This window comes from Pseudomonas sp. P105 (assembly GCF_032614175.1).
GTDB lineage: Bacteria > Pseudomonadota > Gammaproteobacteria > Pseudomonadales > Pseudomonadaceae > Aquipseudomonas > Aquipseudomonas rhizophila.
In genome coordinates, this window is sequence record NZ_CP126693.1 from 624,641 (window position 1) to 647,572 (window position 22,932).

Annotated in this window: 20 protein-coding genes; 14 read left to right on the forward strand and 6 right to left on the reverse strand. The window is 60.5% G+C overall.

Annotation, left to right across the window (positions count from 1 at the left end; translation table 11 throughout):
* Positions 1 to 248 precede the first annotated feature (248 nt).
* The 6 genes from QOM08_RS02660 to QOM08_RS02685 all read left to right on the forward strand — a co-directional run bounded on the left by QOM08_RS02660 (position 249) and on the right by QOM08_RS02685 (position 9,021).
* Complete coding sequence (locus QOM08_RS02660; protein ID WP_047227321.1) at positions 249 to 1,166, forward strand: hypothetical protein; 918 nt, start codon at positions 249 to 251, stop codon at positions 1,164 to 1,166.
* Positions 1,166 to 1,627: a hypothetical protein gene (locus QOM08_RS02665; protein ID WP_316912528.1), complete on the forward strand. Its 462-nt coding sequence runs from the start codon at positions 1,166 to 1,168 to the stop codon at positions 1,625 to 1,627. The genes QOM08_RS02660 and QOM08_RS02665 overlap by 1 nt, the downstream gene beginning before the upstream one ends.
* Positions 1,628 to 2,089 (forward strand): hypothetical protein, encoded by a 462-nt coding sequence (locus QOM08_RS02670; RefSeq protein WP_047227323.1) that lies wholly within the window; start codon positions 1,628 to 1,630, stop codon positions 2,087 to 2,089.
* 175 nt (positions 2,090 to 2,264) lie between these two features.
* A complete protein-coding gene (locus QOM08_RS02675) occupies positions 2,265 to 5,540 on the forward strand; it encodes a transglutaminase family protein (RefSeq protein WP_316912529.1) in 3,276 nt (1,091 codons plus the stop codon).
* A 101-nt stretch (positions 5,541 to 5,641) separates the two neighbouring features.
* Positions 5,642 to 8,128: a circularly permuted type 2 ATP-grasp protein gene (locus tag QOM08_RS02680; protein ID WP_316912530.1), complete on the forward strand. Its 2,487-nt coding sequence runs from the start codon at positions 5,642 to 5,644 to the stop codon at positions 8,126 to 8,128.
* Positions 8,128 to 9,021 (forward strand): transglutaminase N-terminal domain-containing protein, encoded by an 894-nt coding sequence (locus tag QOM08_RS02685; protein ID WP_092395774.1) that lies wholly within the window; start codon positions 8,128 to 8,130, stop codon positions 9,019 to 9,021. Before QOM08_RS02680 ends, QOM08_RS02685 begins: the two co-directional genes overlap by 1 nt.
* A 107-nt stretch (positions 9,022 to 9,128) precedes the next feature.
* Here QOM08_RS02685 and QOM08_RS02690 read toward each other — a convergent pair whose 3' ends face one another.
* The 3 genes from QOM08_RS02690 to QOM08_RS02700 all read right to left on the reverse strand — a co-directional run bounded on the left by QOM08_RS02690 (position 9,129) and on the right by QOM08_RS02700 (position 10,163).
* Positions 9,129 to 9,320: a hypothetical protein gene (locus tag QOM08_RS02690; RefSeq protein WP_047227327.1), complete on the reverse strand. Its 192-nt coding sequence runs from the start codon at positions 9,318 to 9,320 to the stop codon at positions 9,129 to 9,131.
* A 68-nt stretch (positions 9,321 to 9,388) separates the two neighbouring features.
* Positions 9,389 to 9,976, reverse strand: coding sequence for a TIGR00730 family Rossman fold protein (locus QOM08_RS02695; protein WP_107321468.1), 588 nt, complete (start codon positions 9,974 to 9,976; stop codon positions 9,389 to 9,391).
* Positions 9,977 to 10,037: 61 nt separating this feature from the next.
* Entirely contained in the window at positions 10,038 to 10,163 is a 126-nt protein-coding gene (locus tag QOM08_RS02700; RefSeq protein ID WP_262927085.1) for a hypothetical protein, read from the reverse strand.
* 156 nt (positions 10,164 to 10,319) lie between these two features.
* Between QOM08_RS02700 and azu the strand changes: the two genes are divergently transcribed.
* Positions 10,320 to 10,766 carry an azurin gene (gene azu, locus QOM08_RS02705; RefSeq protein ID WP_107321469.1) on the forward strand — a complete coding sequence of 149 codons (447 nt, stop codon included), beginning with the start codon at positions 10,320 to 10,322 and terminating at the stop codon, positions 10,764 to 10,766.
* A gap of 170 nt (positions 10,767 to 10,936) precedes the next feature.
* Here azu and nadE read toward each other — a convergent pair whose 3' ends face one another.
* From nadE to QOM08_RS02720, 3 genes are all read right to left on the reverse strand, one after another.
* Entirely contained in the window at positions 10,937 to 11,764 is an 828-nt protein-coding gene (gene nadE, locus QOM08_RS02710; protein ID WP_047227330.1) for an ammonia-dependent NAD(+) synthetase, read from the reverse strand.
* A 23-nt stretch (positions 11,765 to 11,787) separates the two neighbouring features.
* Positions 11,788 to 12,993, reverse strand: coding sequence for a nicotinate phosphoribosyltransferase (pncB, locus tag QOM08_RS02715; protein ID WP_047227331.1), 1,206 nt, complete (start codon positions 12,991 to 12,993; stop codon positions 11,788 to 11,790).
* Positions 12,994 to 13,158: 165 nt separating this feature from the next.
* The gene (locus tag QOM08_RS02720) at positions 13,159 to 14,064 is read right to left on the reverse strand and encodes a LysR family transcriptional regulator (protein WP_107321470.1); all 906 of its coding nucleotides are present in this window, start codon (positions 14,062 to 14,064) and stop codon (positions 13,159 to 13,161) included.
* A 177-nt stretch (positions 14,065 to 14,241) separates the two neighbouring features.
* Between QOM08_RS02720 and QOM08_RS02725 the strand changes: the two genes are divergently transcribed.
* The 7 genes from QOM08_RS02725 to QOM08_RS02760 all read left to right on the forward strand — a co-directional run bounded on the left by QOM08_RS02725 (position 14,242) and on the right by QOM08_RS02760 (position 22,632).
* A complete protein-coding gene (locus QOM08_RS02725; protein ID WP_047227333.1) occupies positions 14,242 to 15,732 on the forward strand; it encodes an aldehyde dehydrogenase family protein in 1,491 nt (496 codons plus the stop codon).
* A 164-nt stretch (positions 15,733 to 15,896) separates the two neighbouring features.
* A complete protein-coding gene (locus tag QOM08_RS02735; protein ID WP_316912531.1) occupies positions 15,897 to 17,180 on the forward strand; it encodes an FAD-binding oxidoreductase in 1,284 nt (427 codons plus the stop codon).
* Between the two features lie 365 nt (positions 17,181 to 17,545).
* Positions 17,546 to 18,682 (forward strand): branched-chain amino acid ABC transporter substrate-binding protein, encoded by a 1,137-nt coding sequence (locus QOM08_RS02740; protein ID WP_139048504.1) that lies wholly within the window; start codon positions 17,546 to 17,548, stop codon positions 18,680 to 18,682.
* Between the two features lie 170 nt (positions 18,683 to 18,852).
* The gene (locus tag QOM08_RS02745) at positions 18,853 to 19,767 is read left to right on the forward strand and encodes an ABC transporter permease subunit (protein WP_047227336.1); all 915 of its coding nucleotides are present in this window, start codon (positions 18,853 to 18,855) and stop codon (positions 19,765 to 19,767) included.
* A 2-nt stretch (positions 19,768 to 19,769) separates the two neighbouring features.
* On the forward strand, positions 19,770 to 21,050 hold the full coding sequence (livM, locus tag QOM08_RS02750; RefSeq protein ID WP_076382888.1) for a high-affinity branched-chain amino acid ABC transporter permease LivM: 1,281 nt from the start codon (positions 19,770 to 19,772) through the stop codon (positions 21,048 to 21,050).
* Positions 21,047 to 21,919, forward strand: coding sequence for an ABC transporter ATP-binding protein (locus QOM08_RS02755; RefSeq protein ID WP_047227338.1), 873 nt, complete (start codon positions 21,047 to 21,049; stop codon positions 21,917 to 21,919). The genes livM and QOM08_RS02755 overlap by 4 nt, the downstream gene beginning before the upstream one ends.
* Entirely contained in the window at positions 21,916 to 22,632 is a 717-nt protein-coding gene (locus QOM08_RS02760; RefSeq protein ID WP_047227339.1) for an ABC transporter ATP-binding protein, read from the forward strand. Before QOM08_RS02755 ends, QOM08_RS02760 begins: the two co-directional genes overlap by 4 nt.
* Positions 22,633 to 22,932: the final 300 nt, after the last annotated feature.

Genomic DNA, 22,932 nt, shown 5'->3' on the forward strand with positions numbered 1-22,932 from the left:
CCACATTGCAAACGCCAGCTTAAAAGCTGGCGTTTTGCTTTCTAGCGGCTGTGCTACTCGTTTGCTATCGTGGCGACCGCCAATGCCAGTCAGTTCCGTGCAATAAAGCCAAACACCGCTCTTGTGGCGAGGGAGCTTGCTCCCTCGCCACAGATGTCAGTGTTGGCCCTGGCAGAGCCCGGCTTGCCCGCAATCACGGCCACACAGGCAATAAAGTTCTCACCCTCGGATTTTCAAGGACGATTCATATGAGTACCCCTTTACCGGGTATCGGCATGGACTACAGCCCCTCCCAGTTCATGGCCCGCCAACGCATCGAAAGCCAGATCAACCTGCCGCGCCTGTTCGCGGCCATCGACGCCGATCCCAGTATCGTCGGCGCTGGCGTGGTGTACATCGATGCCGAATTCAACGTGGTGACCCTGCGCGAGTTCAAGCCGATTTGCAGTATCAAGCCCAAGCGGATCATCTTGCGCGAGGCGCAGAAGTACATTGCGCCGGCTCAGTTTGCTGATCAGGTAAAGAACAACCCGCGTGAGTCTCGTTTAGTGGGAGAGGCTGTCAATACGACGTTATCCTGCGCTGGCGCCATTCTGGGCTGGATTGTGGTTTTCAGTGGCACGATCGCAGTTCCATTTACAGCGGGTGCAAGCCTGGTTGTCACAGCCGTGGGGGCAACCGCCGCCGCTGCCAGTACTGCGCAGTGCGTGGTTGGGAGCATGCGTACCTACAACGAACTCAACGATCCAGCAGCTAATGATGATATGGACAGTGAGGACTGGTATCGCTACGCAATGCCAGTGTTGGATGCCGCGTCATTGCTGGGAGCCGGGGCATCCACTTTAACAACGCTCAAACTCTTGCAAGCGAGGAAGGTCTCGACTGGCAGGAGTTGGTACGAGCTTTCCAAAGGTTTGACTCGTCAGCAAAGAAAGGCATTGACCAAAGAGTTGTTAACACTGAAGGACCCAAGCCTGACTAACAAACTATTGAAGCTTCGCCAGCGTTCGGGGACGCTTGCAAAGCGTTTCACGGCTACCCAGATCAATCACGCGACCGTGACCCAGATTCGCGACTCTCTGGGGGCCGCCATCGGCTTAACGGGCAGTAGCTTGTCTGGGAACCTGAAGACAATTGCCGTGGGGCTGTATGAGGAAGTTGAATAATGGACCGCAAGCATTCATTGAACGCTTTCCTCGCTCATTATTTTCCAACCTTCATCTGCGCTTTTTTTCTAGCCTGTTTCGCGGTTTCCGCTTCAATTTCATTAGTCTCTAGCACTTACTTTCGAGGCGATCCTGAACGGGCCAAGTATTCTTTTCTGGTTGCGTTGATCCTCTCTCTGCTCTTGGCGTTGAGCCATTTCGTCATGATCAGGGGGCGGTCATGGGGTGTTCGTGCCATCGTTGTGTTCTATCTGGCGTGTCTCTTCACGGTCCTCCCCACCTACGGCTACAAGCCGCATCCTTTTGCCTATGTGACGGGGTTGTTGTTCCCGTTGCTGGGGCTGCTATTGCTCAACAGTAAGCGCCATCGAGAGATGCGCCAGAAATTGTTGGAGTTGCGCGAGGAGCGTATGGCGATGAGGTCTGCCGTCCGTCTGCAGAAGAAAAGGAAAGGACGCTAGATGGAAAACTATCCGACTTTCATCCATTTTATGAAGCGCTACTTTCCGACCTTCATCGCAACGATATTCGTGGCGAAAATATCGTGTTTACTCGCACTCTTTGCTCTTCTCGACAGTTTTTTTGTGCGCGCTACGTTGTCGAGCCAAGCGAAAATTTCCGCTGTATGCATTGCTATTTGTACGTTGGTTCTGGTCCATAGCAACTTTATGGTCGCGCGCGGCAGAGCGGGTTGGGTCTGGGTGTTTGCCGGGCTCTTTGTGGCCTGTCTGTTGTGTGTCTTGCCGACTATTGGTTATCGCCCGAATCGATTCGTTTATGCGGCGGGTCTGTTTTTTCCATTGCTCGGGCTGCTATTGCTCAACAGCAAACGTCACCGCGAAATGCGCAGCAAACTGGTAGAAGTCCGCCGCCAGCGCGAACTCTCCATCCAAGCCGCCAAAGCCTCCCGCTCACGGCGTTGAGTCGATTCGCTACCACCGCTGCCACATTTATGTGCTTAGCTTTGCACCCGAATGCGAGCATCGCGCGCTTTTAGTGCTCTACTGCCTTGAGTAGACGAAGAAAGTGTCCGGCTTGCCTGCATGGCATAAGTCTTGCGCCGCTTTCGATAACGCCCAGGCTCGCAGGAGGTACGTCGTGTCGATTCACGTCGCATTGCACCATGTCACGCATTACCGATACGACCGCGCTGTCGAGCTCGGTCCGCAGATCGTTCGCCTGCGCCCGGCGGCCCACAGCCGCACGCGGATTCTTTCTTATGCGCTGAAGGTCGCGCCTGACCAGCACTTCATCAACTGGCAGCAGGATCCCCAGGGCAATTACCTGGCGCGGTTGGTGTTTCCCGAGAAAACCCGGGAGCTGCGCATTGAGGTCGATCTGCTGGCTGAAATGGCGGTGTTCAATCCGTTCGACTTTTTCCTGGAACCCTACGCGGAAAAAATCCCGTTCACCTATGCCGCCGACGAGCGCAAGGAGTTGGCGCCTTACCTTGAAACCCTGCCGTTGACGCCGAGATTCCAGGCCTATCTGGACGGCATCGACCGCACGCCGTTGCCGGCGGTGGATTTCCTGGTGGCGCTCAACCAGCGCCTGAGCGAAGACATCAACTACCTGATCCGTATGGAACCGGGCGTCCAGACCCCGGAGCACACCCTGGAGCATGCGTCCGGATCCTGCCGCGACTCGGCCTGGTTGCTGGTGCAGTTGTTGCGCAACCTTGGCCTGGCCGCGCGGTTCGTTTCCGGTTACCTGATCCAGTTGACCGCCGACGTGAAAAGCCTCGACGGTCCGTCCGGTACCGAGGTGGATTTCACCGACTTGCATGCCTGGTGCGAGGTCTACCTGCCCGGTGCCGGCTGGATCGGCCTGGATGCGACGTCCGGGTTGTTCGCCGGTGAAGGGCATATCCCGTTGGCCTGTAGTCCCGATCCGTCCTCGGCGGCGCCCATCAGTGGCTTGGTGGAACCGTGCGAGTGCGAATTCAGCCACGAAATGTCCGTCGAGCGGATCTGGGAAGCGCCACGGGTCACCAAGCCCTACACCGAAGAGCAGTGGCTGGCGATTCAGGCGTTGGGCCGGAAAATTGATGCCGACCTGCTGGAAGGCGATGTGCGCCTGACCATGGGGGGCGAGCCGACCTTCGTCTCGATTGATGACCCGGACGGCGCCGAATGGAACACCGCCGCGCTGGGGCCGGACAAACGTCGCCTCTCCGCCGAGCTGTTCCAGCGCATGCGCAAGCATTATGCGCCCCAGGGGCTTGTGCATTTTGGCCAGGGCAAGTGGTACCCCGGTGAGCAGTTGCCGCGCTGGTCGCTCAACTGCTATTGGCGGCGTGACGGAGTGCCGATCTGGCACAACAGCGCGTTGATCGCTGACGAGCAGCAGGACTACGGCGCCGACGGCGAAATGGCCGGGCGCTTTCTGACAAGCGTTGCCGAGCGTTTGAAAATTCCTGCGCGATTCGTGTTCCCAGCCTACGAGGACAATTTCTATTACCTCTGGCGCGAAGGTGCATTGCCATCGAACGTCACGGCCCAGGACCCCCGCCTGGAAGATGCTTTGGAGCGGGAACGGTTGCGCAAGGTCTTCAGTCAGGGCCTGGACAAAGTGATCGGGCAGGTCCTGCCGCTGGCGCGTACCGCCAAGGGCGATCAATGGCAAAGCGGTCGATGGTACCTGCGCAATAGTCACTGCCGGTTGGTTCCGGGGGATTCGCCCTTGGGCTACCGCCTGCCATTGGCTTCCCAGCCCTGGGTGACAGCGGCCGAATACCCTTTCATTCATCCCACCGACCCGAACCAGGACCTGCCGGCGCTGCCCGATGCCGAACGCCTGGCCCGTCATGGTGAGCCGGCAACCGAGCAGGATCGTGCCCCGCAGATCGACGAATCCGCCGACTGGCTGACCCGCACGGCGTTTTGTGCCGAGGCTCGCGAGGGGCGTTTGTACCTGTTCATGCCGCCCCTGGAGCGGGTCGAGGATTATCTGGAACTGGTCAGCGCCATCGAGGCGACAGCCGAGGAGCTGCATTGCCCGGTACTGTTGGAAGGCTACGAGCCACCGAGCGACCCGCGCCTGAGTAACTTTCGCATCACCCCCGATCCGGGTGTGATCGAGGTTAACGTGCAGCCGTCCGCGACCTGGGATGAACTGGTCGAGCGCACCGAGTTTCTTTACGAAGAGGCGCGACAGACCCGGCTGACCACCGAGAAATTCATGATCGACGGTCGGCACACCGGCACCGGTGGTGGCAACCATTTCGTACTGGGGGGCGCAACCCCGGCCGACTCTCCCTTTCTACGGCGCCCTGACCTGCTGCGCAGTCTGATCAGCTACTGGCATAACCACCCGTCGTTGTCCTACCTGTTTTCCGGCTTGTTCATCGGACCGACGTCCCAGGCGCCCCGGGTGGACGAAGCGCGCAACGATGCGTTGTATGAGCTGGAAATTGCCTTCGCACAAATGCCGCAACCTGGCGAAGAGTGCCCGCCCTGGCTGGTTGATCGGCTGTTGCGCAATCTGTTGATCGACGTGACCGGCAACACCCATCGTGCCGAATTTTGCATCGACAAGCTCTATTCGCCGGACGGCGCCACCGGGCGTCTCGGTCTATTGGAGCTGCGGGCTTTTGAAATGCCGCCCCACGCCCGGATGAGCCTGGCCCAGCAGCTATTGCTGCGGGCGCTGGTGGCGCGGTTCTGGCGTGAGCCCTACCTGCCTGCGAAGCTGGCGCGGTGGGGGACCGAACTGCATGACCGCTTCCTGTTGCCGCATTTTATCGAACAGGATTTTGCCGACGTCATCAATGAACTGAACGCCGCCGGTTACCCGCTGCGGGCCGAATGGTTCGCCGCGCACCTGGAGTTTCGTTTTCCCAAGGTGGGTGATTACGCGGTCAGCGGCATCGAACTGCAATTGCGCCAGGCCCTTGAACCCTGGCATGTACTGGGAGAAGAGGGGGCAGCGGGCGGCACCGTGCGGTATGTGGACTCTTCTCTTGAACGTTTGCAGGTCAAGCTTAGCGGCCTGGCGCCGCAACGGTATCTGCTGACCTGCAACGGTGTTCCGGTGCCGCTTCAAGCCACCGGCCGGGTCGGCGAATTTGTCGCCGGGGTGCGTTTTCGCGCTTGGCAACCGGCCAACTGCCTGCAGCCGACCATTGCGGTCCATGCGCCGTTGGTCTTCGATTTACTCGACACCTGGACGCAACGTTCGGTGGGGGGGTGCCAGTATCATGTGGCCCATCCGGGGGGACGTAATTACGACAGCCTGCCGGTGAATGCCAATGAGGCGGAGAGCCGGCGAATGGCGCGTTTTTTCCGTCTCGGACACACGCCTGGGAAACTTCCGATACCTCACCTGACAGTGGACGACGAGTTTCCCCTCACGCTCGATCTGCGACGTTTTTGAGAGCGCTCCCTAAGTCGTACACGACACCCGGATATTTCAACTATCCGGGTGTCATGCGCTTGCGCTAGTCTCACGTTTCATTGCTGTCTGCCGAGCTTTCCATGCCTGACCTGCTTGACCGTTACCCGCTGACGACGGGCACCTATCACGAACTGTTGGACGACAGCGGCGCGGTGCGCGGGCACTGGCGCCGCCTGCTCGACCATTTGCAGCGCAGTACGCCGGCCCAACAGCTCCAGCGTCAGGCACTGTTGGCCCGGCAGATCCAGGAAAACGGTGTCACTTACAACGTCTATGCGGACCCGAAGGGCGCCGACCGGCCGTGGGAGCTGGACCTGCTGCCCCACGTGATCGATGCGCAGGAGTGGAAGCACCTGTCGGCGGGCATCGCCCAGCGGGCACGCTTGCTCAACGCAGTACTGGCCGACCTGTACGGGCCGCAACGGCTGATCAGTGAGGGGCTGCTGCCGGCGGAACTGGTGTTCGGGCACAACAATTTTCTCTGGCCGTGCCAGGGCATCACGCCGCCGGACGGCATTTTCCTGCACCTGTATGCCGTGGACCTGGCCCGTACGCCCGACGGTCGCTGGTGGGTCACGGCGGATCGGACCCAGGCGCCTTCGGGGGCCGGGTATGCGCTGGAAAATCGCATGATCGTCTCCCGCGCCTTTCCCGACTTGTATCGTGACCTGAAGGTCAAGCACCTGGCCGGTTTCTTCCGCACCTTGCAGCAGACCCTTGCGCGTCAGGCCCCCAGTGATGGCGAGTCGCCGCTGGTGGTGCTGTTGACGCCTGGACGGTTCAACGAAAGCTATTTCGAACACCTTTACCTGGCGCGCCAGCTGGGCTATCCGCTGGTGGAAGGGAGCGACCTGACCGTTCGCGACGCCACGGTGTACCTCAAGACCCTGAGCGGGCTACGACGGGTTCACGCCATCATGCGCCGGCTCGACGATGATTTCTGCGACCCGTTGGAGCTGCGCACCGATTCGGCCTTGGGTGTACCGGGATTGTTGGAGGCGGTGCGCCAGGGCCGGGTTCTGGTGGCCAATGCCTTGGGCAGCGGCGTGCTGGAATCACCGGGCTTGTTGGGCTTTTTGCCAAAGATCAGCCAGTTTCTGTTCGGTGAGGAACTGATACTGCCGTCCATCGCCACCTGGTGGTGCGGTGAGCCGCCGGTGCTGGCCCAGGCCTTGGAAAAACTGCCGCATTTGCTGATCAAACCGGCGTTTCCTTCCCAAAGTTTCAGCCCGGTATTGGGGCGCGACCTGAACGAACAACAGCGTGCACTTCTGGCCGCGCGCATGCAGGCGCGTCCCTACGCCTATGTCGCCCAGGAACTGGCGCAGCTGTCCCAGGCACCGGTCTGGCAGGCCGAAGACGGTCAGCTTCAGCCGCGGGCCATCGGCATGCGCGTGTATGCCGTTTCCGGGGAGGATGACTATCGGGTGCTGCCGGGCGGCCTGACCCGCGTGGCGGCCGAGGCCGACGCCGAAGTGGTGTCGATGCAGCGAGGTGGCGCCAGTAAGGACACTTGGGTCTTGGGAGAACAGCCGCCCAGTGGCGAACAATGGAAGGCCCAGCGAACCGTGGGCGTCCACGATCTGGTTCGGCGTGATCCCTATCTGCCGTCCCGCGTCGTGGAAAATCTGTTCTGGTTCGGTCGCTACTGCGAGCGCTGTGACGACAGTGCGCGGCTGCTGCGGATCATGCTGGCGCGCTATGTCGATGGCGACGACCCGCAAGCGCTGCAGTCGGCGGTATCCCTGGGGGAAAGCCTGATGCTGTTGCCGGAGGAGGGCGAGCTGCCCGAGCGACTGCTGGCGGCCTTGTTGGGGGACGATTGGTCGTTCAGCCTGCGTTCCAACCTGCAGCGATTGCAGTGGGCGGCCTCCCAGGTTCGCGGCAAGCTGTCCCGGGAGAACTGGCAGGCACTGGTGGAGCTGCAGCGCGAAGCCATGGAGCTAGAAACCGCGGAGCCGGATTTCGGTGAGTTGCTGGATTTTCTCAACCGTTTGGTGATGTCCCTGGCGGCGTTGTCCGGATTCGCGTTGGACGACATGACCCGCGACGAGGGCTGGCGTTTCCTGATGATCGGTCGTCGTCTGGAGCGCCTGCAATTTCTCAGCAGCAGCCTGGCGGCGTTCCTGCGAGGCGAGGCGGTGTTCGATCAGGCGGGGCTGGACTGGTTGCTGGAACTGGGCAACAGCAGCATCACCTATCGTTCGCGTTACCTGGCGGTGGCCCAGTTGATTCCGGTGCTCGACCTGCTGTTGCTGGACGAACAAAACCCTCACGCGGTGCTCTTCCAGTTGAAACTGGTGGCCCGTACCCTCAAGCGCTTGAACGATGACTTCGGCGCGCCCAGGGAAACCGCCTTGCCAGAGCTGGTCGCTCGCCTGTCATGCTTTGACCTGCGTTGCCTGGAGAGTCCGCTGTTCGGCGAGGCCAGCCTGCGCGCAGCCCTCGATGGCTTGGCCGATCTGTTGCAGGAAGTGGCCGACGTCAGCGGCCAGGTGTCCGATCGCCTGGCCTTGCGTCATTTCGCTCACGTCGATGACGTCAGCCAGCGTACGGTGTCCGTCTGATGAGCGCTCGTTACCAGATATTCCACGACACCCACTACCATTACGACAGCCCGGTATCCCTGGCCCAGCAGCTTGCTCACCTGTGGCCGCGCCCCTGTGAGTGGCAGCGGTGCACCGAGCAGCAGTTGTTGATCAGCCCGGAGCCGACGACCCGCCGCGATGAGCTGGATGTGTTCGGCAACCCACTGACCCGCTTGGCGTTCGAACGGCCCCATGACGAGTTGCTGGTCAACGCGCGTCTGAGCGTGGAAGTGTTGGCGCGTCCTGTGCTGGACTTCAGTTTGTCCCCTGCCTGGGAGTCAACCTGCCATGCGTTGACCTACAGCGGCCGGCCACTGGCTGCTCCATTGCTGGATGCGTGCCGCTATCGTTTCGAGTCACCCTATGTGCACCTCAAGCGCAGCTTTGTCGAGTTTTCCGAAAGCTGTTTCGCGCCGGGGCGCCCATTGATGCTCGGCGTGCGGGCGCTGATGGAGAAGATATTCGAGGAGTTCACCTTCGATGCCGAAGCCACCCAGGTGGCAACGCCGCTGGTGGAGGTGCTGGAACGGCGGCGGGGCGTTTGCCAGGACTTTGCTCACCTGATGCTGGCCTGCGTGCGCTCCCGCGGGTTGGCGGCGCGTTACGTCAGCGGCTACCTGTTGACTCAACCGCCGCCGGGTCAGCCACGGTTGATCGGTGCCGATGCCTCGCACGCCTGGATCTCGGTGTTTTGCCCGGTGCTGGGCTGGGTGGACTTCGACCCGACCAACAACGTTCAGCCGGCGCTGGAACACATCACATTGGCCTGGGGCCGGGATTTTTCCGATGTGTCGCCGTTGCGGGGAGTCATTCTGGGCGGCGGTGATCATGACCCCGAAGTGCGGGTGACGGTGATGCCGCTTGAATCGTAAACAGATCCCAGTGTGGGAACGGACTGGGCTGTGAGGGCCGGCAGCGAGGCTGCCGACCCTGGACACAGAACCGGGGGGCCGGATCAGATCATCGGGCCCTGAGGGTATCAGGCGTCGGGCGTCTGATCTTTCGGTGCATCAACATCTACGTCTGCTGCCACGTCGCCTTCGGTATCCGGGGTCAGTGCTGCTGCTTCTTCTTCAGCGGTAGCTTTCTTGCGCTGAAGCTTTTCCTCTTTCTTCTGCTCCTTGGCCAAGTCTCTCTGACGTTTGGCGAAGGAATAATTGGGTTTGGCCATGGGCGATCCTCTGGGGTCGAAGGTGAGGTTGAGCGGCGCGTATTCTGCCCTGTATCGGGGTCGAGCCGTTAGCTGGGTTTTTGTTCGGCCCACTTTGGCTGCACCGACGGTTGCCATTCGTCCAGCGCATCGAGCAGGTGGTGGGGTGATTCGCTCACTTGCAGCATGTCACGGTGGGGCCCACGGACGAAGCCTTCGCCGACGATATGATCAAGAAAACCGGTGAGTTTGCTGTAGAAACCGTTCACTTCCAGCAGCCCCAGCGGTTTGCTGTGATAGCCGAGCTGGCCCCAGGTCCAGACTTCGAACAACTCCTCCAGCGTGCCAAGGCCGCCGGGCAGGGCGATGAAGGCATCGCTGAGCTGAGCCATGCGTGCCTTGCGGGCGTGCATGCCGTCCACCACTTCCAGGCGGGTCAGGCCGCTGTGGCCGATTTCCTTGTCTTTGAGGCTCTGCGGGATGATACCGATCACTTCGCCGCCGGCCGCCAGGGCCGCATCGGCGACGATGCCCATCAAGCCGACCGCGCCGCCGCCATAGACCAGGGTCAGTTTTCGTTCTGCCAACGCACGCCCCAAGGCCTGCGCCGCTTCACGATAGGCTGGGTGGCTACCGGTGCTGGCGCCGCAAAATACACAAACAGACGCTAAAGACATGCCTTACTCCGTGGTCAGTAACTGGACCAGAGTAAAGCCTGGCTTTGGCTGCGCAAAGCAATTAAACCTCGCGCCGGGGTTTTTCGTAGGTGCCACTGGCACCGCAGGCGTAGGCGGCAAGCAAGCTGCACAGCAGGCTGTTGAGGTTCATGATGCGGTACTCCAGAGAGGTGATGGAGCTGATCATATGGCCGCCTCATACCTTTGGCTGGTTGATTATGCTCATCAGGCTGATAGCCTTAAGTTGTATACAATCTTTGACTCAGGTCATAGGAACTTGTCTGAAATTCAGGCAGTCTTCCCCATTGACGGAATTTTTCTAACCATGCCTTGGAGATTCACCATGTTTGCCAAACTTGCTGCAGTATCCCTGTTGACGCTGGCCAGCAGCCAGCTGATGGCAGCCGAGTGCAAGACCACCATCGACTCGACCGACCAGATGTCCTTCAGCACCAAGGCCATCGAGATCGACAAGAGCTGCAAGACCTTCACCGTTGAACTGACTCACTCAGGCAGCTTGCCGAAGAACGTCATGGGCCATAACTGGGTACTGAGCAAAGAGGCTGACATGCAGCCGATTGCTACCGATGGCCTGGCAGCCGGCATCGACAAGAACTACCTGAAAGAAGGCGATGCGCGCATCATCGCTCACACCAAGCTCATTGGGGCCAAGGAGAAGGACTCGGTGACTTTCGATGTATCGAAACTGAGCGCCGATGAGAAATACGGCTTCTTCTGCTCGTTCCCGGGCCACATCTCGATGATGAAAGGCACGGTTACCCTGAAGTAATCACATCAGGCATAAAAAAAGCGCCCGTTTCAGGGCGCTTTTTTGTGCCTCGCCAATAACCGCACATCCTGTGGGAGCGAGCCTGCTCGCGATGACGGCAGCACATTCAACATCAATGCAAACTGACCCACCGCTATCGCGAGCAGGCTCGCTCCCACAGGGATTGCCGGTCACGGCGCGTACGGCATCACCCGCTTGTGCTCGGTCTTGCGATAGGTCTCGCAAATGATTCGAGCGGCTTCTTCGCGCACCGGCAGCCCATGCAGGAACGCATCGATCTCGCCATAGGTCACGCCGTGGGCGGCTTCGTCGGGCTTGCCGGGCGACAGGTCCTCAAGGTCGGCAGTGGGGACTTTTTCCACCAGCGATTCCGGCGCGCCGAAGTCTCGGGCAATAGCCCGGACCTGGTTTTTCACCAGGCCGCTCAACGGGGCCAGGTCACAGGCGCCGTCACCGAACTTGGTGAAGAAACCCATCACGGCTTCGGCCGCATGGTCGGTGCCGATGACCAGGCCTTGCTCGGCACCGGCGATGGTGTACTGCGCCACCATGCGCATCCGCGCCTTGGTATTGCCCAGCACGAAATCCCGGGAGCCCGGCCCTTTGCCTTCGAACGCCAGCACTTCCTTGGCCAGTGCCTTGACTGCCGGACCGATGTTGACGGTATGGCGCTCGTCCGGCTCGATGAAGTCCACGCAGGCCTGGGCTTCATGTTCGTCGAACTGGGTTTCGTACGGCAGGCGCACGGCAATGAACTTGTAGGCGGCGTTGCCGGTTTTCTCCCGCAGTTCACGCGCTGCGCGTTGGGCCAGCAGGCCGGCGGTCAGCGAATCGACCCCGCCGCTGATGCCCAGTACGAGGGTCTTGAGTCCGGAGTTGACCAGACAATCCTGGATAAAGCCCACCCGACGAGCGACTTCGGCCTTGAGGGCAGCGTCATCGGCGAACGGTGGCTGAACCTTGAGCTGTTCAGCAATCTCACGCTGTACGGCTTGCATGAATTCACTCCTTGCTTGGTGTGTCAAAGGGCGGCAGGTACTTGGAAAACGTGTCGCATGTAGGCGACGAAATTCGGGTCTTTGCAGTGGGTCTTGCCGGGCTCGTCTGAAATCTTGGCCACGGGTTGCCCGTCACAGCTGATCATTTTAAGCACGATGCTCATCGGCTCCACACCCGGGATGTCACACGTCAGGTTGGTGCCGATACCGAAGCTGACATTAATGCGACCACGCAATGCCCGAAAAATCTCCAGGCATTTGGGCAGTGTCAGGCTATCGGAGAACACCAGTGTCTTGCTCATCGGGTCGATACCGAGCTTGTGGTAGTGAGCAATGGCTTTTTCGGCCCAGATGACCGGGTCCCCGGAGTCATGGCGCAAGCCGTCGAACAGCTTGGCGAAGAACAGATCGAAGTCCTTGAGGAAAGCGTCCATGGTGATGCAATCGGTCAGTGCGATTCCCAGCAGGCCCCGGTACTCACGCACCCAGCAATCGAGGGCGGCGATCTGACTGTCGATCAGCCGCGGGCCCAGTTGCTGATGGGCCATGATCCATTCGTGGGCCATGGTGCCCAGGGGTTTCATGTCCAGCTCGCGGGACAGGTGCACATTGCTGGTGCCGACGAAGCGTCCAGGGAAATCGTGCTTGAGCACGTTGACGACTTCTTCCTGGACGCGATAGGAAAACCGCCGGCGGGTGCCGAAGTCCGCGACCTGCAGTTCGGATAACTCGTCGGCGCTGGCGTTGGCGGTCAGCCAGTCGAACTTGCGATACAGCTGTTCGCGCGCCTGCTCCAGAACGATCTCGCGGTAGCGATAGCGATTACGTACCTCGCTGACGATGGCCAGCAGCGGCACTTCGAACAGAATCACATGCAACCATGGCCCACGCAGGCGGATAAACAGCTCGCCGTTCTCGATGCCGGTGTGCACATAGCGCAGATTGAAACGGAACAGGCCCAGAAAACGCAGGAAATCGGGTTTGAGGAAGCTGATGCGCTCCAGGAAGCCCAACTGGTCGACGCTCAGACTCAGCTCGGCCAAGCGTTCGATCTGAAAGCGGATCTCCGCCAGATAGGGGCGCAGGTCCTCGCTGTTGCGGCAGCGAAATTCCCATTCGACTTCGACGTTGGGGTAGTTGTGCAGCACCGCCTGCATCATCGTCAGTTTGTAGAAGTCGGTGTCGAGCAGGTTCTGCACGATGCGATCGGCAAATACACTCTCGCTCATGGCGGGAATCTCCAGACAGGCCGCTGCGGCGGGCAGCGGGGTGCAGCGGTTGGTGGTGAAGGGGCTAGTGGCGCATAACCGTGGTGAGTATTGCCAGCGATTTTTTAGCAACAGGTACCCCGCTGGAGTGTCTGGATAGGCCAACGGGCCTCATCGCGGGTAAGCTCAAGGTGCCATCGAAACCTCGTTCTGCTCCAGCATCCACTCCACAAAAAGCCTGACCTTGGGCACTTCCGCCGAATGTTCAGGATAGGCCAGGTAATAGGCATCGGTACTGGGCATCGCATAGTGCCAGGGGATCACCAGCTTGCCGTCAGCCAGTTCTTCTTCCACCAGAAACCGCGGCAGCAGGGCGACGCCGCAGCCAACCTGGGCGGCGCGGATGCACATGTAGAACGTTTCGAAGCGCGGCCCGTGGTAGCTGTGTTCGGTGTGATAACCCTGGCTGGCGAACCAGTCGTGCCAGGCCTGGGGGCGTGAGGCGTTTTGCAGCAGCACCAGATCGGTCAGTTGCGTCGGGTCGCTGAAGGGCTGGGCCGGCAGATTGCCAGGCGCGCAGACCGGCACCAGCTCTTCGCCGAACAGTTTCAGGGATTCGGCGCCGGGCCGTGAGCCCTGGCCGAAATAGAATGCCAGGTCGCTGCGCCCCTGAAGCAAGTCGTCGGCCTCCTGCTCGCTGCACAGGTCCAGATGAATTTTCGGGTGCCGCAGGCGCCAGCCTTTGAGCCGTGGGACCAGCCAGCGAGCTCCGAAGGTTGGCGGTGTGGAAACCCGTAGGACTTCGGTATCGCCGCCGTAGGAGCGCAAGTAGTGGGTCGACATCTCCACCTGCGTAAGGATTTTTCGTACCTCCCCCAGGTACAAATCCCCGGCCGGTGTCAGCTGCAAGCGTCGACGTACGCGGCGAAACAGCAAATGCTGTAGCAGTTCCTCCAACTGTGCGACCTGTTTGCTGACGGCGCTCTGAGTCAGGTTCAGCTCTTCGGCGGCGCGAGTGAAGCTCAGGTGTCGGGTCACCGCTTCGAAGCACTGTAGCGCCGTGATCGACGGCAAATAGCGTTTATTGATCATGATGAGGCCTTATTTCTTGTGGCGCTGCTTATCCGGTCATGGCCAGCATGAATAAACGGAATGATATCTCGCTTAAAGGTCGTTTGTTGGCAAGTCTCGGGCCAGCTACAACTACAGGTCTGATCAGCCGTGATCGTCCGGCTGCCAATTCTTTGTCTTTTGTTTGAGGAATTAACCATGGTTGCTGCATTGCTTGATCGTCTGGGTGTTGAACCGGCCTTGTACCAGAGCGGCACACAACCGGTGCATTCGCCCATCGACGGCAGTCGCATCGGCGCCGTGAACTGGGAGGGCGCCGCAGAGGTTGAGCAGCAGGTCAGCCGCGCCGAGCATGCGTTCGACCTGTGGCGCCAGGTGCCGGCCCCTCGCCGCGGCGAGCTGGTACGTCAATTTGGTGATCTGCTGCGCGAGTACAAGGCCGACCTCGGCGAGCTGGTGTCCTGGGAAGCCGGCAAGATCACCCAGGAAGGTTTGGGTGAAGTGCAAGAGATGATCGACATCTGCGACTTCGCGGTCGGTCTGTCCCGTCAGTTGTACGGCCTGACCATCGCCTCCGAGCGTCCGGGCCACCACATGCGTGAATCCTGGCACCCGCTGGGCGTGGTCGGCGTGATCAGCGCTTTCAACTTCCCCGTGGCGGTCTGGGCCTGGAACACCACGCTGGCCCTGGTGTGCGGCAATGCGGTGATCTGGAAACCCTCGGAAAAGACCCCGCTCACCGCCCTGGCCTGCCAAGCGTTGTTCGAACGTGTGCTGAAGAACTTCAGCGATGCGCCACCGTACCTCAGTCAAGTGATCATCGGTGGTCGCGATGCTGGCGAAGCGCTGGTGGACGATCCGCGCGTCGCGTTGATCAGCGCCACCGGCAGCACCCGCATGGGCCGTGAAGTGGCGCCGAAAGTCGCCGCGCGCTTTGCCCGCAGCATCCTCGAGCTGGGTGGCAACAATGCGATGATCCTGGCCCCCAGCGCCGATCTGGACATGGCCGTGCGCGCCATCCTGTTCAGCGCCGTCGGCACCGCCGGCCAACGTTGCACGACGCTGCGCCGCCTGATTGCCCATGAGTCAGTGAAAGAAGAGATCGTCAGCCGGCTCAAGGCCGCTTATTCGAAAGTGCGCATCGGCCATCCGCTGGAAGGCAACCTGGTCGGGCCGCTGATCGACAAGCAGAGCTTCGAAAACATGCAGGATGCACTGGAGCAGGCCTTGAGCGAAGGCGGGCGAGTATTTGGTGGCAAACGCCAGCTTGAAGACCAGTTCCCGAATGCCTATTACGTCTCGCCGGCCATCGTCGAGATGCCGGAGCAGAGCGATGTGGTGTGCCACGAAACCTTCGCCCCGATCCTTTATGTGGTCGGTTACAAGGATTTTGCCCAGGCCCTGCAACTCAATAACGCGGTGCCTCAAGGCCTGTCGTCCTGCATCTTCACCACGGACGTGCGTGAAGCCGAGCAATTCATGTCAGCAGTGGGCAGCGACTGCGGCATCGCCAACGTCAACATCGGCCCGAGCGGCGCGGAAATCGGCGGCGCGTTCGGCGGCGAGAAAGAGACCGGCGGCGGACGTGAGTCAGGCTCCGATGCATGGCGCGGCTACATGCGTCGCCAGACCAACACCGTGAACTACTCGCTGGAGCTGCCGTTGGCGCAGGGGATTACCTTCGACTGAGAAACTGGATCTTCGACCGATGAAGATCCCCTGTGGGAGCGAGCTTGCTCGCGAAAGCGGACTGTCATTCAACATCAATGTCGACTGGTCTGCCGCCTTCGCGAGCAAGCTCGCTCCCACAATTGAACTGTGTAGTGGTTGGGTTTCATTTCCGGAGTCTGGCAATGCCGTTACGCGAAGAATGTCTGTGGGAAAAACTGACGCCGCAAAGACCTGAAAATACCGCCCTCACCGGCGAAATCACGGTGGATGTCTGCGTGATCGGCGCAGGTTTTACCGGTTTGTCGGCGGCGGTGCATTTGCTCGAACAAGGCAAGCGCGTGGCTGTGCTGGAGGCCCATCGGGCCGGGCATGGTGGGTCGGGGCGCAATGTCGGATTGGTCAACGCCGGCTTGTGGATCCCGCCGGATGAGATAGAAGCCGGCTTCGGCGAAGCGGTGGGCAGCCAGCTCAATCGTATGCTCGGGGCGGCGCCGGCGCTGGTGTTCAGCCTCGTCGATAAATACAACATTGATTGCCAGCTGCGCCGCGAAGGCACGCTGCACATGGCTCACAACGCCAGGGGCGAAGCGGACCTGCGCAGTCGTGAAGAACAATGGAAGCGCCGTGGCGCCCCGGTGGAGTTGCTCACCGGCCAGGCGTGTGCCCAGGCCACGGGCACCTCGAAAATCGCTGCGGCATTGCTTGACCGGCGTGCCGGCACGCTCAATCCGATGGCCTACACCAGTGGGCTGGCCAAGGCTGCCAGCGACCTTGGTGGCCAGTTGTTTGATCATTCCCCGGTGACGCGCCTGGAACGCCAGGGCCAGCGTTGGTCGGTGCAAACTGCCCAGGGTTCGGTACTGGCCGAGCAAGTGGTGATCGCGTCCAATGCCTACACCGAAGGTGACTGGACCGAGCTGCGGCGCAATTTCTTTCCCGGTTACTACTATCAGGTTGCCTCCGCTCCGCTGACCGACGAAGCGGCGCAGCGCATTCTGCCAGGCGGCCAGGGCTCGTGGGACACCCGCCAGGTCTTGAGCAGCATTCGTCGGGACAAGGACGGGCGTCTGTTGCTGGGCAGCCTGGGTAATGGCAATCGCAAACCCACCTGGTTCCTCAAGGCGTGGGCCGACCGGGTGCAACAGCACTATTTCCCTTACCTCAAGCCGGTGGAATGGGAATGCACCTGGACCGGGTGTATCGCCTTCACCCCCGATCACCTGATGCGCCTGTTCGAGCCGGCCCCCGGTCTGGTGGCCGTGACGGGTTACAACGGCCGCGGCGTGACGACTGGCACAGTAGTGGGCAAAGCCTTTGCCGACTATCTGTGTCACGGCGACGCCAGCGCGCTGCCGATTCCCTTCGCCGCCATGCGGCCACTGGCCGGGACAGGCTTGCGCAGCTGCTTGTATGAAGCGGTTTTTTCGCTGTATCACGCCGGCCAGTGCCTGCGAATTGTGATCTGAATGTTGAAAAATGTTGCCGCAGCGCTCGTTTTCCACCACAACGTCTAGCCTGTTATGGTGCGGGTTGTAGCAGTTGTGCACCGCCAGTGTGCAGTTCGGTGACGCGGGTTGTTACAGGTGGGTTGCACGTCGTTTCGTGTGATGGTTGCAATGATGGCTCAGGGAGGGTTGTACCCATTTGGTTCTATGGTTGTACCTTGTGCGGTTTAGACGGTTGCACGCCCAATAAAAAAGGGCTCGAAACAGTCGAAATAACAATAAAGCAGCGACTTTTTTAAGAATAAAAAACCGATGGCACGGCGCTTGCTCTGAGCTTTTCAGTGAAGTCGCAGTGCCAACTAAAAAAAACCTTGGAGCACCACCTCATGTCCCAGACGTTTTACAAGAAAGGCTTTCTGGCCCTCGCAGTGGCAGCTGCGCTGGGTGTTTCTGCGTTTGCTCAGGCCGACGTCAAGATCGGCGTAGCGGGTCCGATGACCGGTGCCAACGCGGCATTTGGCGAGCAGTACATGAAAGGCGCACAAGCGGCGGCAGACGAGATCAATGCCAAGGGTGGCGTGAACGGCGAGAAAATCGTTCTGGTACAGGGCGACGACGCCTGCGAACCGAAGCAGGCCGTGGCCGTGGCCAACCGCTTTGTCGATCAGGACAAGGTTCTTGGCGTGGTCGGTCACTTCTGTTCCTCGTCCACCATCCCGGCGTCCGAGGTCTACGGCGATGCCGGCATCATCTCCATCACTCCGGGTTCCACCAACCCGCAGGTCACCGAGCGCGGCCTGAGCGCGATGTTCCGTATGTGCGGTCGTGACGACCAGCAGGGCATCGTCGCCGGCGACTACATCGTTGACGTGCTCAAGGGCAAGAAAGTCGTTGTCCTGCACGACAAGGACACCTACGGTCAGGGCCTGGCGGATGCTACCAAGGCGCAGTTGGCCAAGCGTGGCGTGGAGCCGGTGCTGTACGAAGGCCTGACCCGTGGCGAGAAAGACTTCAGCGCCGTGGTCACCAAGATCCGTGCGGCCGGTGCCGACGTGGTCTACTTCGGCGGTCTGCACCCGGAAGCCGGCCCACTGGTCCGCCAGTTGCGTGAGCAAGGCCTCAAGGACGTGAAATTCATGTCCGACGATGGCATCGTCACCGACGAACTGGTCACCACCGCCGGCGGCCCGCAATACGTGGATGGTGTGTACATGACCTTCGGCGCCGACCCACGCCTGCTGCCAGACAGCAAGGCCGTGGTGGACGCGTTCCGTGCCAAGGGCACCGAGCCGGAAGGCTACACCCTGTACGCCTACGCCTCGGTCCAGGCCCTGGCGGCGGGTTTCAACGGCGCCAAGAAAAATGACGGCGAAGCCGCGGCCGAATGGCTCAAGGCCAATCCGGTCCAGACCGTGATGGGCAAGAAGGAGTGGGACTCCAAGGGCGACCTGAAAGTCTCCGACTACGTGGTTTACCAGTGGGACAAGGACGGCAAATACCATCAGCTGGAAAAACAGAAGTGACATGAACGGCTGAATCGCCCGGCGCCCCTGGTGCCGGGCGGTTTACCCGTGTTCATGCAGTACCTGTCTTTTCTCCCGAGAGCTGCGCGCACATCGTGCAGCGTCGGCGGCTGAACCCCGGTCCGTCGCAGCGGTGTGCGTGCAGTCTCTCAAATGCGTGAGATTGCGTTATGGATGGTATTTTCCTGCAGCAACTGATCAATGGCCTGACCCTCGGGTCGGTCTATGGTCTGATCGCCATCGGCTACACAATGGTCTACGGCATCATCGGCATGATCAACTTCGCCCACGGCGAGGTTTATATGATCTCTGCGTACCTCGCGGCGATCAGTCTGGCTCTGCTGGCCTGGTTCGGTATCGAATCCTTCCCCCTCATGATTCTCGGCACGCTGGTGTTTACCGTGGTGGTGACCGGCGTCTACGGCTGGGTGATCGAGCGCGTCGCCTACAAACCCCTGCGTAACTCCACTCGCCTGGCACCGCTGATCAGTGCCATCGGCATTTCGCTGATCCTGCAGAACTATGCCCAGATCAGCCAGGGCGCTCGCCAACAGGGCGTGCCCACGTTGCTCGAAGGCGCCATGCGCGTGGACATCGGCAGCGGCTTCGTCCAACTGACCTACACCAAGATCTTCATCCTGGTCGCCGCATTCGCCGGGATGGCCTTGCTGACCTACATCATCAAGTACACCAAGCTCGGCCGTATGTGCCGCGCGACCCAGCAAGACCGCAAGATGGCCTCCATCCTCGGGATCAACACCGACCGGGTGATTTCCTATGTGTTCGTCATCGGTGCGGCCATGGCGGCCCTGGCCGGTGTGCTGATCACCATGAACTACGGCACCTTCGACTTCTATGCCGGCTTCATCATCGGCATCAAGGCGTTCACCGCGGCGGTACTCGGCGGCATCGGTTCCCTGCCTGGGGCGATGCTGGGCGGGATCATCCTCGGCATCTCCGAGTCGCTGTTCGCCGGTCTGATCAACTCTGACTACAAAGACGTGTTCAGTTTCTCGCTGCTGGTGCTGATTCTGATTTTCCGTCCCCAAGGCCTGTTGGGTCGCCCACACGTGGCGAAGGTATAAGTATGTCTGCTGCCAATAAACCGATTGATATCAAAAAGAGCGTCATCGACGCGATCCTGGCCGGCCTGATCTCGCTGATCGTGTTCGGGCCGATTGTCGGCGTGGTGCTCGACGGCTACAGCTTCAACCTGCAACCGGCCCGCGTGGGCTGGCTGGTGGCGATCGTGATGGTCGGGCGCTTTGCCTTGAGCCTGTTTCTGCAAACCCCCAAGGGTCTGAAGATTCTCCAGGGGTTCGAAAGCACCAGCTCCGGCGTGCATGTGCTGCCGCCAGACTACAAGTCGCGCCTGCGCTGGATCATCCCGGCGTTGATCGTGATTGCCATCGTGTTCCCGTTTTTTGCCAACAAATACGTGCTCACGGTGGTCATCCTCGGGCTGATTTATGTATTGCTGGGCCTGGGCCTGAACATCGTGGTCGGCCTGGCCGGGCTGCTTGACCTGGGTTACGTGGCGTTCTATGCCATCGGCGCTTATGGCCTGGCGCTGGGTTACCAATACCTGGGGCTGGGGTTCTGGACGGTGCTGCCGCTGGCGGCGATTGCGGCGGCGATGGCCGGGTGCATATTGGGATTCCCGGTGTTGCGAATGCACGGTGACTACCTGGCCATCGTGACCCTGGGTTTTGGCGAGATCATCCGGCTGGTGCTCAACAACTGGCTGTCGTTTACCGGCGGGCCGAATGGCATGCCGGTGCCGTCGCCGACCTTCTTCGGCCTGGAGTTCGGCCGGCGAGCGAAGGAGGGCGGGGTGCCGTTCCACGAGTTCTTCGGCATGGCCTACAACCCCAACGTCAAATTCCTGTTCATCTACATCGTCCTGTTCATCACCGTGCTGCTGGTGCTCTACGTCAAGCATCGCCTGACCCGCATGCCGGTCGGTCGCGCCTGGGAAGCCTTGCGCGAAGACGAGATCGCCTGCCGCTCCATGGGCCTGAACCATGTGCTGGTCAAGCTCTCGGCGTTCACCATTGGTGCTTCCACGGCGGGCCTGGCAGGCGTGTTCTTTGCCAGTTACCAGGGCTTCGTCAACCCCTCGTCGTTCACCTTCTTCGAGTCGGCGCTGATTCTGGCGATCGTGGTACTGGGCGGCATGGGGTCGACAGTGGGCGTGGTCATCGCTGCATTTGTCCTCACCGTGGCGCCGGAGTTGCTGCGCAGCTTCTCGGAATACCGGGTGCTGCTGTTCGGCGTACTGATGGTGTTGATGATGATCTGGCGCCCGCGCGGCCTGATTCGCATCAGCCGTACCGGGGTGACGCCGCGTAAGGGAGTAGCGCCATGAGCGAAGTTGTGCTTACCGTTGAAAACCTGATGATGCAATTCGGTGGGATCAAGGCCCTCAGCGACGTCAGCCTGCAAGTCAAGCGCAACTCGATCTTCGCCCTGATCGGCCCCAACGGTGCGGGCAAGACCACGGTGTTCAACTGCCTGACCGGTTTCTACAAGGCCACAGGCGGCAAAATCGAGCTCAATGTGCGCGGCGAGCGGACCGATGTCATCAAGCTGTTGGGCGAACCGTTTCGTCCCACTGACTTCGTGTCCCCCAAATCCTTCGCCAGCCGGGTGTTCTACAAGATGTTCGGCGGCACCCACCTGGTGAACCGTGCAGGCCTGGCGCGGACCTTCCAGAACATTCGCCTGTTCAAGGAAATGTCCGTGCTGGAGAACCTGTTGGTGGCTCAGCACATGTGGGTCAATCGCAGTCTGGTGGCGGGCGTGCTCAACACCAAGGGTTACCGCCAGGCAGAAAGCGATGCCCTGGACCACGCCTTCTACTGGCTGGAAGTGGTGGACCTGGTGGATTGCGCCAACCGGCTGGCGGGCGAACTTTCCTATGGCCAGCAACGGCGCCTGGAAATTGCCCGGGCCATGTGCACCCGCCCGCAGATCATCTGTCTCGACGAACCGGCCGCCGGCCTAAACCCTCAGGAAACCGAAGCGCTGAGCGCGATGATCCGGCTGCTGCGCGACGAGCACGATCTGACCGTGGTGCTGATCGAACACGACATGGGCATGGTAATGAGCATTTCCGACCACATCGTGGTGCTGGACCACGGCAACGTGATCGCCGAGGGCGGTCCCGAGGCGATTCGCAACGATCCGAAGGTGATCGCGGCCTACCTGGGTGCCGATGAAGAGGAGCTGGTATGAGTGGACCTATCCTCGAACTCAAGGAGCTGGACGTATTCTATGGGCCGATCCAGGCCCTGAAAAAAGTCTCGATGCACATTGGGGAAGGTGAAACCGTCAGCCTGATTGGCTCCAACGGTGCCGGCAAGTCCACGTTGCTGATGTCGATTTTCGGCCAGCCGCGGGCGGCGAGTGGGCAGATTATCTACCAGGGTGTGGACATCACGCACAAGTCGTCCCACTACATCGCCTCCAACGGCATCGCGCAATCGCCGGAAGGACGGCGGGTATTCCCTGACATGACTGTTGAGGAAAACCTGTTGATGGGCACCATTCCCATCGGTGACAAGTACGCCAGCGAAGACATGCAGCGCATGTTCGAGCTGTTCCCGCGGCTCAAGGAGCGGCGCAACCAGCGGGCCATGACCATGTCCGGCGGCGAGCAGCAGATGCTCGCCATCGCCCGGGCGCTGATGAGCCGGCCCAAGTTGTTGCTGCTCGATGAACCCAGCCTGGGACTGGCGCCGATCGTGGTCAAACAGATCTTCGCCACCTTGCGGGAACTGGCGTCCACCGGCATGACGATCTTTCTGGTGGAGCAGAACGCCAACCACGCCCTCAGGCTGTCGGACCGGGCCTATGTGATGGTCAACGGTGAAATCCGCCTGACCGGCACCGGCAAGGAACTGCTGGTCAACGAAGAGGTGCGTAACGCGTATCTGGGCGGCCATTGACACAAGGCCAGCCATGAAAAAACCGGCGAATGAATCGCCGGTTTTTTTATCTTTCAAATCCACCACCCATCCTCTTGTGGGAGCGAGCCTGCTCGCGATGGCGCCGGACCATCCAACCTCTTTATATCGGACATGACCCCATCGCGAGCAGGCTCGCTCCCACAGGGTTTGGTGCTGTGCCCGAGAATTGTGGACAACAATCCTGAGCCCCTGCGAAACCGCGACATAAAGTCGCCGCAAACAGTTGTTTTGTCACGGTTTTGACTTGTCCCCGTTTGCTGTGGAACCGGCTGTGGGTAA